Annotated in this window: 17 protein-coding genes; 9 read left to right on the top strand and 8 right to left on the bottom strand. The window is 65.0% G+C overall.

The annotated features are described in order from the left end of the window. Together ACYQ3J_RS01675 and ACYQ3J_RS01670 are read right to left on the bottom strand one after the other, a co-directional pair. Entirely contained in the window at window positions 1-324 is a 324-nt protein-coding gene (locus tag ACYQ3J_RS01675) for a hypothetical protein (RefSeq protein WP_460123601.1), read from the bottom strand. A gap of 486 nt (window positions 325-810) precedes the next feature. Next, window positions 811-1,269: a 30S ribosomal protein S15 gene (locus ACYQ3J_RS01670; protein WP_460123598.1), complete on the bottom strand. Its 459-nt coding sequence runs from the start codon at window positions 1,267-1,269 to the stop codon at window positions 811-813. 103 nt (window positions 1,270-1,372) lie between these two features. On the opposite strand from ACYQ3J_RS01670, the gene ACYQ3J_RS01665 reads away from it, so the two are divergent. The 4 genes from ACYQ3J_RS01665 (at window position 1,373) to ACYQ3J_RS01650 (ending at window position 4,705) form a co-directional block, all read left to right on the top strand. Then, window positions 1,373-2,632 (top strand): hypothetical protein, encoded by a 1,260-nt coding sequence (locus tag ACYQ3J_RS01665; RefSeq protein ID WP_460123595.1) that lies wholly within the window; start codon window positions 1,373-1,375, stop codon window positions 2,630-2,632. 20 nt (window positions 2,633-2,652) lie between these two features. Next, window positions 2,653-2,904 (top strand): KEOPS complex subunit Pcc1, encoded by a 252-nt coding sequence (locus ACYQ3J_RS01660; RefSeq protein ID WP_460123592.1) that lies wholly within the window; start codon window positions 2,653-2,655, stop codon window positions 2,902-2,904. A gap of 51 nt (window positions 2,905-2,955) precedes the next feature. Then, window positions 2,956-3,606, top strand: coding sequence for a 30S ribosomal protein S3ae (locus tag ACYQ3J_RS01655; protein ID WP_460123590.1), 651 nt, complete (start codon window positions 2,956-2,958; stop codon window positions 3,604-3,606). 88 nt (window positions 3,607-3,694) lie between these two features. Continuing rightward, window positions 3,695-4,705: an MraY family glycosyltransferase gene (locus ACYQ3J_RS01650; protein WP_460123587.1), complete on the top strand. Its 1,011-nt coding sequence runs from the start codon at window positions 3,695-3,697 to the stop codon at window positions 4,703-4,705. A gap of 35 nt (window positions 4,706-4,740) precedes the next feature. On the opposite strand, the gene ACYQ3J_RS01645 is transcribed toward ACYQ3J_RS01650, so the two are convergent. Together ACYQ3J_RS01645 and ACYQ3J_RS01640 are read right to left on the bottom strand one after the other, a co-directional pair. Continuing rightward, window positions 4,741-5,511, bottom strand: a complete 771-nt coding sequence (locus ACYQ3J_RS01645; RefSeq protein ID WP_460123584.1) for a rhomboid family intramembrane serine protease — start codon at window positions 5,509-5,511, stop codon at window positions 4,741-4,743. An 18-nt stretch (window positions 5,512-5,529) separates the two neighbouring features. After that, window positions 5,530-6,339 carry a hypothetical protein gene (locus tag ACYQ3J_RS01640; RefSeq protein WP_460123581.1) on the bottom strand — a complete coding sequence of 270 codons (810 nt, stop codon included), beginning with the start codon at window positions 6,337-6,339 and terminating at the stop codon, window positions 5,530-5,532. 21 nt (window positions 6,340-6,360) lie between these two features. Here ACYQ3J_RS01640 and ACYQ3J_RS01635 point away from each other — a divergent pair, with 21 nt between their 5' ends. Continuing rightward, window positions 6,361-6,741: a hypothetical protein gene (locus ACYQ3J_RS01635; protein ID WP_460123578.1), complete on the top strand. Its 381-nt coding sequence runs from the start codon at window positions 6,361-6,363 to the stop codon at window positions 6,739-6,741. A gap of 426 nt (window positions 6,742-7,167) precedes the next feature. On the opposite strand, the gene ACYQ3J_RS01630 is transcribed toward ACYQ3J_RS01635, so the two are convergent. Next, complete coding sequence (locus ACYQ3J_RS01630; protein WP_460123575.1) at window positions 7,168-7,833, bottom strand: LysE family transporter; 666 nt, start codon at window positions 7,831-7,833, stop codon at window positions 7,168-7,170. After that, window positions 7,808-8,200 (bottom strand): DUF120 domain-containing protein, encoded by a 393-nt coding sequence (locus tag ACYQ3J_RS01625; RefSeq protein ID WP_460123572.1) that lies wholly within the window; start codon window positions 8,198-8,200, stop codon window positions 7,808-7,810. Before ACYQ3J_RS01625 ends, ACYQ3J_RS01630 begins: the two co-directional genes overlap by 26 nt. Window positions 8,201-8,299: 99 nt before the next feature. Between ACYQ3J_RS01625 and ACYQ3J_RS01620 the strand changes: the two genes are divergently transcribed. The 3 genes from ACYQ3J_RS01620 (at window position 8,300) to ACYQ3J_RS01610 (ending at window position 11,162) form a co-directional block, all read left to right on the top strand. Next, a complete protein-coding gene (locus tag ACYQ3J_RS01620; RefSeq protein ID WP_460123569.1) occupies window positions 8,300-9,682 on the top strand; it encodes a hypothetical protein in 1,383 nt (460 codons plus the stop codon). A 153-nt stretch (window positions 9,683-9,835) separates the two neighbouring features. Then, window positions 9,836-10,108 carry a hypothetical protein gene (locus ACYQ3J_RS01615; protein WP_460123566.1) on the top strand — a complete coding sequence of 91 codons (273 nt, stop codon included), beginning with the start codon at window positions 9,836-9,838 and terminating at the stop codon, window positions 10,106-10,108. Window positions 10,109-10,136: 28 nt separating this feature from the next. Continuing rightward, window positions 10,137-11,162 (top strand): hypothetical protein, encoded by a 1,026-nt coding sequence (locus ACYQ3J_RS01610; protein WP_460124605.1) that lies wholly within the window; start codon window positions 10,137-10,139, stop codon window positions 11,160-11,162. On the opposite strand, the gene ACYQ3J_RS01605 is transcribed toward ACYQ3J_RS01610, so the two are convergent. Together ACYQ3J_RS01605 and ACYQ3J_RS01600 are read right to left on the bottom strand one after the other, a co-directional pair. Next, entirely contained in the window at window positions 11,125-11,718 is a 594-nt protein-coding gene (locus ACYQ3J_RS01605; RefSeq protein ID WP_460123563.1) for a tRNA-wybutosine modification methyltransferase TYW3, read from the bottom strand. The genes ACYQ3J_RS01610 and ACYQ3J_RS01605 overlap by 38 nt on opposite strands. Beyond that, the gene (locus tag ACYQ3J_RS01600; RefSeq protein WP_460123560.1) at window positions 11,684-12,559 is read right to left on the bottom strand and encodes a class I SAM-dependent methyltransferase; all 876 of its coding nucleotides are present in this window, start codon (window positions 12,557-12,559) and stop codon (window positions 11,684-11,686) included. The genes ACYQ3J_RS01605 and ACYQ3J_RS01600 overlap by 35 nt, the downstream gene beginning before the upstream one ends. A gap of 145 nt (window positions 12,560-12,704) precedes the next feature. Here ACYQ3J_RS01600 and ACYQ3J_RS01595 point away from each other — a divergent pair, with 145 nt between their 5' ends. Beyond that, entirely contained in the window at window positions 12,705-12,980 is a 276-nt protein-coding gene (locus ACYQ3J_RS01595; protein WP_460123557.1) for a PolB1-binding protein PBP2 family protein, read from the top strand. Window positions 12,981-13,026 lie beyond the last annotated feature (46 nt).

The raw sequence follows: 13,026 nt of genomic DNA, 5'->3' as shown, positions 1-13,026 counted from the left end.
TCACCACTCCACGACTCCCAGCGTATCCGGGATAACGCCCCTGCGGACGAGCGTCTCGTATACCCTCCAGATCCTCTTATCAGTCACGAGCCCCACGTAGAAGCCCTTCTCCTCCAAGTGCTCCCTCACGAGGTCCGGGAACTCCTGGGGGTCAGAGCCCCGGGCGGCCAGGGCCACCTCCCTCACAGCCTCAGCTATATCCCTCGCAGAGGGGTACCTACGCCTAGGCCTCCTCCCGCCACCAACCTCCCTCTCAATCTCCTCCATAGCCTCCTTCAGCTCCTCAAGGACATCCTCCGGGATCCCATCCAACTCTCCCGCCAAGCGCTCGACACCAAAAAGAATAAACCTAGTGAACCGCGGGTTAAAATGCACGACCGAGTCCCCCTTGTTTTTAATGAACAGCATGGACGAGGGGAGGGGTTAACCCGGGCTTGAAGGAGTCAAGCATCGCGGGCCACCTCCTCTCCTCCGGGGGCAGAGGGATCCAGGCAGGAGTTGGCCCACTAGCCTAACCCCTAACCCCGGGATCCCGCGCGTGCACCCACCAATCCCCCTTAACGACTCTAGGGGTGCCGCCGGAAGCTGAGGAGCCGGGACTCAGGCCCCAGGGGGAGGCGTTTGCGTTTTGGGGAAAGAGGGCGAGGGGAGGGGCCGCCCTACTGGGGACTCAAAGCCAACCCTGCAAGGATGCGGGAGCATCCCGGGGTTCTTCCCAGGGGAAAGCGGTGGTGGACCCGTCTAAGGGGGAGGGCTGGCTGTGGCGCTCCCTCCTTCCTACGTTGCCCGCCACTAGTAGCCCTGGATGGGTTACCCGGCCTTGGCGATGAGTAGCTTTGCCTGCTCTGGGTCGTACTTCCAGTCGGGCGGCAGCTTCCCGACCCTCTTGTAGTACTTGACTAGCCTGTGTATCTTGCTCTCCAGGTCCATTAGCCCCTTCTTGGCGTGGAGGTCTTTCGGGTGCTCCTCCAGGTGCCTCCTGAGGTTGACGGCCTTCCTTATGAGTGCCATCAAGTCCTCGGGCAGCGGGGGCGCTAGGCCCTTCTCCTCCAGCACCTGGGTTATCTTCTTCCCCAGTATAGGCTTGACTAGGGGGATCCCGAACTGGTCCCTGAGGATTATCCCGATCATGCTGGGCCCGTAGCCCTTCTTCGCCAGCTCAGTTATGAGCAGCTCTATGTCCTCGGGCTTGAAGGTTAGCCAGGTAGGCGGGGTAAGCCTGGCTGGCCTCGTGGAGTGGGATTGACCCTTCTCTCTGCGCTTGTTCATAGTCCTACACCTTCCCCTCAGCCGCCCGCCTGGGGGCCCGGGGCCCGCTAGCCTCTTAAAGCGTTTCCCAGCCCAGCATCTCCGGCGAGGTGCTCCAGGCGCCTTGCTGAAGCTCACCCTCACTCCTGGGGACGTCGACAGGGTCCTTGATGCAGCGGCTAAGGCGTATGTTAGGGTGCTCGACAACGCGCTGAAGGGGGGCGTGCTCAGGATCTACTTCTACCCGGACCCCGACTCAATGGTCGCAGCTGCATACACAGCCTCCCACGCCTACTACTCCGGGGCCAGGCCCTCCCTCAAGGCCTCCCTGAAGCCCCCGGCGCGGGTGGCCGTCCCCACGGTGCTCCTAGGCTTCAACACCCTCCAGCTCAAGGCCTCGGACGTGGAGGCCACGGTGCTAGCCGTGGCCTCGGGATCCCTCCAGGGCACCCCCCCGCCGGACGCTTTCTTCCTCGAAGCGGAGGGGAGCGTGTCGGCCTCCATGCTCCTGGTGACCTCTAGGGCGGGACCCAGGCCCCCGTTGAGCGTCGCAGCCCTAGCCTTCGCAGGCCTCTACGGGGGCAGGTACGTCGCCCCGCACGGCGCCTTCGCCGGGCTCGACAAGCACCTCCTCGACCACGCCGAGGACCTGCTCGGCCTCAAGCCGGTAATGACCACAACCGTCAAGGTCTACAAGCCCTCGGAGGGGACGCTCTGCGAGGCCATAGCCAGGACGGTGAACCCCTACTACCCGGGGCTCACCGGGGACCCCGAGGCGTGCAGGGAGGCGCTGGGCGACCCCGGGCTCTACAATAAGAAGGCGTCCGCCCTCGAGAAGGGCGAGATAACCAAGTCGCTCGACTCCATCCTGAACCGCGTAGAGTCCATAGTAGGCGAGGTCGACCCGCGCCTCTACATAGGTGGGATCCTGGAGTTCAGCGACGTGGCGCCCCGGGATCCCAGGGAGGCGCTGGACGCGCTGATCCACGCAGCGGAGGCAGCGGGGGACCAGTCAGTCCCCCTCGCCGCGCTCCTCGACCCGGAGCTGGAGTACAGGCCGCTCGAGGCGGCCCTGGAGGAGTACGCCAAAGAGCTGGCGGAGGGCCCGCCCAAGGCGAGGAGGCTCAAAGGCCCCGGCTGGCTCAGGATATACGCCGTGGACGAGCCTCACACTCCCAGCCTCGCCTGGAGAGCCCTACGGGTGGCCAAGAGGGTGGAGGAGGACGCAGTGATAGCCATTCACCTCCCCAGCGATGAATACGTCGCCTCCCCCTTCCAGGTCGAGGGGGCCCTGGGGCCCGGGGGCGCGAGGCGGCTGGTGGAGACGAGGGTCGCCTCGATGCAGGGCCTGTGGCTTAAGCTCCAGCTCAGCCAGCAACAGTAACCCAGGGAGGCGTTGACGCCATGCCCCACTGTAGGGCCGTGCTGGAGGTCGAGGACCCCCACGCCGAGGCGCTTGCCAGGGCGCTGGAGCCGGACAACCTCCAAGCCCCCAGCGGCGTCGAGGTCGCCTGCCGGGCCGAGGGGCGGAGACTCGTCTGCGAGGCGCTGGTGGACTGTAGCGAGCCCCGGGGGGTGCTCAGGCTGAGGAACACGCTCGACGACCTCATACTAAACCTTAAGGCTGCCCTCTCGGCGCTCGAGGAGGGAGGTTAAGCTCTAAAAGGCTCTTGGCGGCCAGCCCGCGGAGCCCGGGAGGGTGCTGGTATGGCTAGGAGGAAGGTTAGGGTAGGCGACACTTGGAAGGAGAAGAAGTGGTACAATGTAGTCGCGCCCCCAGTCTTCGGGGAGGCGCCGCTCGGCCTGACTCCGGCCGACGACCCTGACAAGCTGATAGGGAGGGTTATGGAGGCCACGCTCTACGACATAACCGGCGACTTCGCCCATATACACGTAAAGCTGTACTTCCAGATAATCAAGGTTGAGGGCGACACTGCGTACACCAGGTTCAAGGGCCACGAGCTCATGAGGGACTACATCAGGAGCCTGACGAGGAGGAAGACGAGTAAGATCACCGGCATCTTCAACGTGTGGACCAAGGACGGCTACGGGCTCAGGGTAACCACGATGGTGTTCACGAGGTACAGGTGCAAGACGAGCCAGAAGAAGCTGATCAGGAAGCGCGCCCAGGAGGTGGTGACCCGCAGGGCGGCTAACAGCACGCTCGACGAGTTCATCCAGGCAATGGTGTTCAGCGACCGGGAGGGCAGCCTGGCCCAGGAGATCGAGGAGGCCGCTAGGAAGATCTACGCCATAAGGAAGGTTGAGATCGCGAAGAGCAAGCTGCTCTGGATACCGGGGCCGGAGGGGCCGGTGAAGGCGGTCGTAGTGTCGCCCCTCCAGCTGAAGAAGACGTAGCAGCCGGCCACAGAGCCCGGGCCCCAGCGGCGCCTACTCCTTAATCCACAGCCGCCCCTGCCCTTCAGGGCCTGAGCCGGTGAGTGTGGTGGGTGAGTGGCGCCTCTACCTGGCCGCCGCCTCCCTCCTGGCTGAGGGCTTAACTGTAGCCATGCTCAGGGCCTGGGTGTCCCTAGCCACCCGGGCCGGCCTGGTTGGCAGGGACATGAACAAGCCGGGCAGGCCGGGGGTTGCCGAGGCGGGCGGGGTGTGGGTGGTCTTCTCGGCCGTGATAGGCCTCCTCGCCTTCGAGTCGTTCTTCGTCTACACCAGGGGCTCGCTCGTCTACTTCAGCCAGCTCGCCAGCCTGGCGCTCACCCTCTCCCTGGCAGGCCTCATGGGGTTCGTCGACGACGTGCTCGGCTGGAGGAGGGGGCTCCCCGTGGCTTACAGGATCGCCCTGGTGGCCCCCATCTCCGCCCCCCTGGCTCTCCTGAAGCACGGCGTCTCAAGGGTGGACCTGCCTTTCGTGGGCGTGGTGGACTTCGGGGTCTACTACCCCCTGGTCATCGTGCCCGTAGGAGTCGTGGGCGCGGCCAACGCTTTCAACATGCTCGCAGGCTACAACGGCCTCGAGGCTGGGATGGGCCTCCTCCTCATGGCCTTCACCTCCCTCTACGCCGCCTCCAAGGGGCTTGAAGCCGTCGCCGCTGCAGCGCTCGTCATGGCGGCGGCGCTGGCCGGCTTCCTCGCCTTCAACTGGTACCCGGCGGCGGTGTTCCCGGGCAACGCTCTAACCTACGCGGTGGGAGCGTACTACGCGGGCCTCGTGGTCATCGGCGACTTCCAGAAGTTCGGCCTCTCTCTCTTCGCCCTCTACTTCCTCGAGCTCGCCCTGTTCCTCAGGGGCCTCCTGCACGGCGTCTACAAGCAGAACTTCGGGGTCCCGCAGCCGGACGGCTCGCTTAAGCCCCCCTACGAGAGGTCCTACAGCCTCACCCACCTAGCCATAACGGTGCTCAGGAGGCTGGGGGTTAAGGCCACTGAGGCCAGGGTGGTAGCGTTAATCCTCGCAGCCCAGACTGCCATCGGGGCTGCTTGCCTGGCCTACTTCACCTAGCCCTCCCCGGGCCTCCCCAGGCGTGTCGGGGCGCGCTACTCAGCTGCTAGAGTGGGCGTGTAGTAGTAGAGCAGCGTCACCCTGGCTAGCCTGGCCTTGCTCACGAACAAGGGCGTGAGGGCTACCCCGGTTAGGAACCCGCCCACGTGGGCCCAGAACGCTACCCCAGCGGTGACCCCCGTGAGGCTCACCGCGAGCCCCATTATCAGCTGGTAGATGAACCACACCAGTATGTAGATGAAGGCGGGGAGGCGCAGGACTATCGGGAAGAACCCCCAGAAGGTGAGTATCCTGATGTTGGCGGTGGGGAAGAGGAGCGTGTACGCCCCGAGGACTCCTGAGATGGCTCCTGAGGCCCCTATGGCCGGGATCAGCCAGGGCGACACGCCCGAGGTGAGGATACTGTTTATCAGGGCGCTCTCAGGCATTAGTGCTATGCTTGCTATGTGGAAGAGCGCGGCTCCGAGGCCTGAGAGTAGGTAGAAGGCTAGGTACCTGAGCCTGCCCATCAGGGCTTCAACGTTGTCCCCGAAGATGTAGAGGTAGAGCATGTTGCCGAGGAGATGCGCTAGGCCCCCGTGGAGGAACATGCTTGTCACGAGCGTGTAGAGCCTCCGGCCGGCCAACACGTCCGCCGGCACCATGCCGAGGCTCCTTACCACCTCCTCGTAGCTCGAGGCCCCGGGCAGTAGGAGGGCGGGCGCCGTCACGCCCAGGAAGAACACGGCCACGTTAACCGCTATCAGGGCCATGTTGACGACCGCAGGCTCCCCCCGGTGTGCCTCGTCGCCGATAGGTATCTCCATTAGGAGGCCTCCACCCCGCTACGTAACCGGTAGACCGGGATTCTCGTCTAAGACTAAAACTGTTGCAGCGAAAGTCAGCCCGAGCAGGCCGTCCAGCCTCGCCTTCCTCCTGATCTCCCTGTCCGCCTCAATCAGCTTCCTCAGGCTGCCCGCTTGGAGCCTGTAGCCCGCCCTCCCGGCGGCCTCCAGGTAGGCTAGCAGGATAGCCGCCGCGAGGCTCTTACCCCTAGACGCGGCCCTCGCCAGGTCCACCACCCTTGAGTACCCCCTTATGTTGATGGAGAAGCCTTGGTCCACCGCTTCAAGCTTCTCGAACACGTCCCCGAGGGGCACGTTCTCCAGCCTTATAGTGCTCTTAGTCAGCCCCCCATCCTCAAGCCTCCCTATGAGGTCCGACGCCCCCGTCGCCTCGAGCCCCTCGATGAACGTTACGGTATCCTCGCCGGGGTTGTTGTAGAGCAGCGCGGTCACTGCCTGGCGGAGCCCCTCCCTCAAGGGCTTCCCCAGAGCCGAGAGGTACCCCGCGGCGGCCGACATGGCTAGGACGGAGGCTGAGAGGCCGTGGAGCGGCCTGACGTCAACCTGCTCAAGCACCCTCCTGTAGAGGAGGGAGAGCTGGGATCCCAGCCCAATCATCCCTGACGGTATCCTCCCCCTCGCGACGCTGACCCCCCTCTCGTAGACAGTGGGTATGAAGTCCATGATTAGTACCGCCTCGGCCAGCCTCCTCTCGAACTCGGCGGACTCCATGAGCCTGTGGAGGCTGCCCGGCTTGACGGGCGTCGAGAGCGTTAGAGCTAGAACGGTTCTTAGCTCGTTCACGTTCACCATACACCCACCCAGGCCAGCGTGGGGCTGCGGGGTGAATTAACCCTGAGCAACGGTTGCCCGGCTAGCCTTGGGCTACTCGTCCTAGGCAGGTTCCCCGGCGACGAGTCGAAGATAATCAGCGTCATAGAGGAGGTGCTAGCGGAGAGGAGCTGCGAGAGCATACGCTTCAACGGCTGGATCTTCTCCTGCTGCAACGGCTCCACAGTAAAGGCCTACGCCACCATAGAGCAGGCCGGCCTCGGAGCCGCATTGCCGAGGGTCAGGGTTTCACTGGAAGGGGAGTGCAGGGAGGTCCTGGCACTCGCCGGAGCCCTCGCCGAGGCGGCCCGGAGGAGCGGCTACCCCACGCTAATGGACGGCCAGGAGGGCCTCATAGGAGGCGGGCCGCCCCTGGGATAGGAGCCTCCACCCTAAGCGCCTGCGCCGAGGCAAGGGCCTACAGGGACCCCGAGGCGGGCTCCCAACGCTTTCACCACACCCCACCCAGACGCGGCTGGCGACGCGAGTGAACGCCGCCTTCAAACTGGGGGCGCCAAAGTTGCCGTATCGAGCCGGCGGCTACGCGGGCTGAAGGCGGCCACCAAGGCAAGGACGCGAGGGCCTCCTGAGGAGCCTGGGCGTCGAGGCCCTAGCCGGCCGGAGGCGGGCTTCAAGGCATCCAAGCGGCTGTAGCCGAGACCGGGGAGGGCAACGCCGTTAAGGCTGACGGGCCAGCGCCCCGCTCCACGGGCCCCACTGCGGGATCCCCCTCGTCACGGCGGCGGGGCTGCTCGTGGAGGCGTTAAACCCTAGGAGGGCCGGGGAGGGTGTCGGTCCCCCGGGGCCTTACCGCTTCCAGGCAAGGGAGCTTGCAGCCATCTTGACGCCATAGTAGACTAGGATGGCTCCTATCAGCGCCATTAGCGCGGCGTAGAGCCTCATGTTACCCATGAGCAGGTTCGCGGCGAGGGCTAGGAGCGAGAGCCAGGCGAAGTCCATCCAGAGGTGGGCCGTGTACATGACTGCGAACCCTGCTAGGCCGTGGGTGGCCGCCCCCTCAACCATTGGCATGCCGACGCTGAGCCACCAGAGGAGGAAGTGGGGGTTGAGAATGGTCATCGCCGAGCCTACGCCTAGAGCCCCAAGGAGGCTTCCGGCGCTTCTCCCGCCGCTGAATACAGCCTCCTCCCCCCTCCACGCCGCCGCGGCCGCCTTGAATGTTAGGGCCGCGAAGAAGAATATGAAGGCCGAGGCGAAGAGGCCGAGTACCCAGCCCTTCCTCCTCAGCAGGCTCTTCATCCTGATGGATGAGTACATGACTAGGAGTACGTAGGGGATCTCGGCTAGCATGTGGCCGAGCGCCAGCGCCAGGCCACCCATCACGCCTAGCTGGGCCCCGATCACCATGGCGCTGGCGCTCAGGGGGCCGGGGCTGAGCGCCCCGCTCGGGGTTAGGGCTAGTGTGACCCGGATGAGGGAGCTGTAGTCAGCCGCAGTCAACCTCGACCTCAACCCTATCACCGTCCGAGAGGTTTAGGAGGCCCCGCAGGTAAGCCTCGGATATGAGCTCGATCACGTCGTAGCCGTAGACCGTTACGTCGGGGCGTACAACGTAGGCCGGGATCCCCTCGATCCTCGCCGGGTACACCCTGACCCTTGCGAGCCTCTCCCCAGCTATCCTAGGGGGCTCCACCAAAACACCCCCCCGGCTGAGGCAGTTCCTCAACGCATCCCCACCCCTATCGATTTTAACGTTTAAAGTGCCCGGGTAGGGCGTGAACCCCAGCGCCCTCCTGAACGACCTAGCGTAGATGCTGACGTAGAAGCCGCCCTCGCCCCTGCCGCTGAACACTGTTCCCTCGACGCGTATCTTTCCCATAGCCACCACACCGGCTGCCGGGCGCTTGAGGGGGGCCGTGCTGGAGCCACGATACGCTAATTATTCCACTTAAACGTGCATGGGCGCAGGGGTCTTAGGTTGCAGGGGCCCAGGCTCCGGGGAGGATCGAGGCCTTCAGTTGTTAAGCTGGCCGCCCTGGCTCTAGCCCTCCTCGCCGCCTCCCACGCATCGTTCTTCGCTAGAGCCCTAGCCCAGGCCGGAGGGTGGTACGCTGTCGACGAGAACAAGGGCCTCGTCAACGTGGAGACAGACTTCTTCAACGTCACCCTGGACCTGAGCAAGGGGGGCGGGTTGACCTCGGCCACGCTCCTCTACGGTGGGGTGGAGGCGAACCCCCTCCAGGCCGCGGGCTGCCTCCCCTCGCTCTTCATCTACGCCTACTCCAACACTTCATCCAACGCCCCAGGCGCCTCCATGATTAACGTCACCTGCGGCGGCAAGACTAGCGCGGTCTCCTACCCAGGCCTGCTGGCGTTGAAGCCGTGGAGGGCCAGCGTCGTCTACGCTGACGACGAGACCCTACTGCTCCGGCTAGAGCCGGGGCCGGAGGCCTCAGTGGATATAGAGCCCATCAAGCTCACGGTCGAGGCTAGGTTCTACAGGCACCTGCCAGTCATCGACTACACTATCACGTTCACGAACCCCGCGAGCGAGCCCGTGGAGCTGTACAGCCTGGAGCTGGCGGGATCCCGCTGGGGGCCAATCGTGGAGCTAGTCGCCGGCGACGAGTCCCCGGAGAGCTGGAATCTAACCGTGCTCTACACCCTAGAATCCGGCGGGGCCCGGCTGGAGTCGTCGAGCAAGTCCGGGTACCTGGTCAGCTTCGCCAACGCCTCACGCGTCGACGCAGTGGCCCTCCTTAAATCCCAGCCCACCCCGAGGTACCTGGTTGCAGTGGAGCCCTACACGAAGCCCGCCCTCGCCGAGCTGGTGAAGGGCTACGCAGACCTCTCCAGTGAAGCAGTGAGGGCGAGGCTCATCTACCCCCTCGCGGTGCTCCAGCCCGGTGAGTCCTACGTGATCAGCTTCAGGGTAGCGCTCGCATGGTGGGACCCGGGATCCCTGAGCCTCGCGGGCCTAGGCGGCCTCTACTGCAAGCTCGGGGATCCCACCCGCCTCAAGTCGGTCTTCGAGCACGAGTCAACCATAGAGAACCTCACGAGGCAGCTGTCCAGCCTCAGGGAGCAGCTCAACGAGACCAAGGCCAGGCTTGAGGAGGCCGAGAAGAGGGCTGAGGACGCGGAGAAAAGGGCTGGCGAGCTCAAGGGCCTCCTCTCAAAGTGCATGGCCGACTACAACTACACGAAGGCGAGGCTCGAGGCGGCCAACGCTAAGGTCAAGAGGGCCGGCGCCCAGGCTGTTGCAGCGCTGCTCGCGGGGGTAGTCCTTGGACTGGCCGGCTACAGGTATGCGATCCAGCCACTCCTGGAAGCGTCGGTCAGGCGTAGAAGGCTGAGGTGAAGCCGTAGCCGAGGACGCCTTCCACCGCCCCCAGCATCCCGGGGGTTACCCAAGCCCAAGCTTCTGCCTCTAACCATGGGTTGGAGCCCCGCCGGGGCGGCCCCGGCTTATAGGAGCCCCCGCCGGGAGCGTTTCCACTGGTGCGGCCCGGGCTTGATGGGAGCGGAGCGCGCTGAGCGGGAGCTGGAGGAGCTGATACTTACCGCCTGCAGCAACCCCTGCCTTGAAGCCGAGTGCAGGGCCATCAGGAGCGTCGCGGCCGCCGCCTTGGGCGGTTCAAGGCTTTCCGTTGAGGCGCTGAGGCTCCTGAGGAGGATCCTGGCCGACGCCGCGGAGTCGGCGAGGGCGAAGGGGTGCTTCGAGGAGGCTGCTAGCCTCGACAAGGCGGCTTGGCTGGCCCGGGTTTTAGCTAGAGCCCTGGGCTAGCGGCGCTGCGGGAGGGTGCCCCGGCTTGGTGCTGCTGAACCGCTACCCCTTCACAGTGTCCCTCAAGAGCTACAGCCGGGCGGTGGCCGGCGTCGAGCTGGGAGTCGAGAGCCTGGCTAGAGACGAGGCGATTAGGAGGCTAGCCCTCAGGAGGTTTAGGGCCGGCATGGAGGGCTCCGAGTACAAGCCCAGCCCCGACGCCACTGTCGACGATGAAGTCTTCTCGTTCCACCTAGCCCTAGCCCTCGCCGCCGCCGTGGGGCCCGCTGCCCTCAAGAGGTTCGCCGAAGCCGAGGCCTCCCGCGCCCGGAGAGCCTTCAGCCTTGAAGGCGAGGCCACTCTGCTCGAGCTAGCCTCCAAGCTGGGAGTGAAGGTGGAGATGGGCCGCCAGTCGCTGGCGTGGCTCGTCTCCCCTAGGGGGGACGTCAGGAGGAGGATCCTGACATACCGGGTCCACGTCTCGGACTTCCTCAGGGTCCACGCTGAAAGCGAGAGGGATGACGCCCTCTCCAACTCGTTCCTGCTGGGCGGCTGGGTCTACCTCGACAGGCAGGGGTTGGAGGAGCTTCTCTACGACGCCGTGAAGCTGAGGATAGAGAGGCTGGCCGGCGAGCTGGACTACTCGGAGCTGCCGGGCGAGGTCGTGGCGAGGGCTAGGGCTATCTTCGAGGAGGCGCTCGACTCGAGGAGCCGCAGGCTTCTGGACCTTAAACCCGAAGCCTTCCCCCCATGCGTCAACGCCATAGTGGAGAAGGCTTCGAGGGAGGGGCTCAGGTCCCTAACGGATGAGGAGGGCTACACGCTCGCAACTTTCCTAGCCTACACCAGGGTCGACCCGGACGCGGTGAAGAAGCTGCTCGGCGCCGACGACAGGGACGCCATCGCCCTCGTCTCGCTGGCGAGGTACGCCCGCTCCAGGGGCTTCAGGCCCTTGAAGTGCAGCGCCGCGCGGGAGGTGGGCGTGTGCAGGTGGGAGTGCAGGGGGCCAACGCCCCTAGCAGAGTACAGGAGGCTCCTCAGGAGCAGTCCCGGAGGGCCTCGGGGGCCAGGCTGAGCAGCTTGGCGAGCCTGCTCCTACCCTCCGCGAGGGCCCTGTTAGCAAGCTCCACCGCCTCGACGAGGGCCCAGCCCGTCACGAGGATCCTGCCCCGTATCTTGAGCGGGATCGCCACCTCCGTCGGGGACGAGACCTCGACGACGCAGCAGCCCGGGTCCCCTGCGAGCGTTATGGCCCCGCTGTGCTTGAAGCCCGCCGCCCTCGCCGCCCTCAGGAGGGCCTCTCCGCACTCCATCGAGTAGACCCTGAAGTGTATTATCGGCCCGGACGCCTTGAGCCAGAGGTTGTCGAAGGGCCTAGCCATGACCATGGCGACCCTCTCCGGCGAGAGGCGCGTGTGGCTCTTCAGCACTATCCTAGTCTCCTCCCTCCGCTCCCACGGCCACTCCCCCTCAATCACCGTCACCCTGCCCATGCAGCTGCTGGTAGTCTCGGCCACGCCCTCGACGTTGAGCGCTCTGAGCACGCCCTCAGCGCCGGGGTCCAGGTAGCCTATGAGCCTCTCCTCAAGCAGCACCTCATCCAGGCTTTTCGACGTGCGCGTCGACGACAACCTGGAACAGCCTCGGCCCCACCTTCCTCACGACCCTGGCGTGGAGGATCTTCACTCTAACCCCCAGCCTCTCCGCTGCCCCCGCCACCATGCCGGCGGCCCTGGCCCTCGGGTCCTCCCCCCGCCCAGCCCTGACGTGGAGGTACACGTGCACCACTCCCCTTGAGTCGAGGGCCTCGACGGCGTAGGGGAAGTAGTCTAAGGCAAGCTCGGGGAGCGGCATGAGGACCCGGTCAGCCGCTCCCCGCAGCTTCTCGAGCACCACCTCCTTGGCGTCCCCCAGGTAGGGGATCACGATCCCCTCCACCTTGTTCAGCCTGATGTTCTCAACCATAGCCCTGTAGGCGTGGGGGTTGACGTCGATGCTGTGGACGACCCTGGGCTTTGCCTTGCAGGCTATTATTATGGAGAAGAGGCCGGCCCCCGCGAACATGTTAACCACCCTCTCCCCCTCCCCGACGAGGCGTGCGACCCGGATGTGCTCGAAGCTAAGCCTGGGGGTGATGAATACCCTAGCTATGTCAACCTTGAACCTGCACCCGTGCTCGACGTAGACCGTCTCAGTCCTCCTCTCCCCAGCCAGGTGCACGAACTCCCTAACCCTCTCCGCGCCCATCATGGGGCTTGCCGCTAGCCAGACGGATTTAACGTAGGGCAGCCTCCTGGCTAGCTCCTCGGCGAGCCTCCTGAAGTCCTCCAGGGTCAAGCCCTCCACGCCGCCGTGGATCGCGGGCGACTTTATTATGGCAATGTCCCCGACTAGGTCGATGCGGCTCCACACCCTCCTAGCCTTCTCCGGCCCCAGCACCTCCTCGGCTATCCTCCTCAAAACCCTGCTCAAAGGGCGCGCTCCCTGCAAACCCAGCGGTAGCCTGCCCGGGTTGAAGAGCCCGGCCCCGGGGGCTGAGTGGATTTAGGGGTGGCTGACTCCTAAGAGTGCGGTGCGCCTGACTCCTTCCAGCAGAGCCGCGTTGAGGTGGCCCGTGTTGGCTGAGGAGTGGCTGATAGAGGCCTCCAGGCTCCTCGAGAAGGCTAGGAGGCTTAGCCGGGACGAGAAGGCGGTCTTCAACTACTTCATGGACAACGTCTCGGTGGGGACTATAAGGGCGGTAAAGGAGCTCAAGTACAAGGGCGTCAGCGACCCCATGAAGATTATTATGAAGCTAGTGGACGAAGGCCTCCTGGAGAAGGGCTACGACTGCTTCAACCTACCAAAACCGCTCAGGGTATACAGGACCAGGAGGGGCCCCGTCAAGGTTTGAGTGGAGGATGCAGGCCCCGGGGAGTGGGCTAGCCTGCCCTCCCCTC

The organism is Stetteria hydrogenophila, from assembly GCF_054657575.1.
Note: the sequence above shows the minus strand (reverse complement) of the source record. Positions and strands in the feature narration are given on the sequence as shown.

What these genes read in the sequence shown, in the direction of transcription:
- ACYQ3J_RS01670 (WP_460123598.1), bottom strand. Translation starts at nt 1,269, where the DNA reads ATGAACAAGCGCAGAGAGAAGGGTCAATCCCACTCCACGAGGCCAGCC.
- ACYQ3J_RS01660 (WP_460123592.1), top strand. Translation starts at nt 2,653, where the DNA reads ATGCCCCACTGTAGGGCCGTGCTGGAGGTCGAGGACCCCCACGCCGAG.
- ACYQ3J_RS01655 (WP_460123590.1), top strand. Translation starts at nt 2,956, where the DNA reads ATGGCTAGGAGGAAGGTTAGGGTAGGCGACACTTGGAAGGAGAAGAAG.
- ACYQ3J_RS01645 (WP_460123584.1), bottom strand. Translation starts at nt 5,511, where the DNA reads ATGGAGATACCTATCGGCGACGAGGCACACCGGGGGGAGCCTGCGGTC.
- ACYQ3J_RS01625 (WP_460123572.1), bottom strand. Translation starts at nt 8,200, where the DNA reads ATGGGAAAGATACGCGTCGAGGGAACAGTGTTCAGCGGCAGGGGCGAG.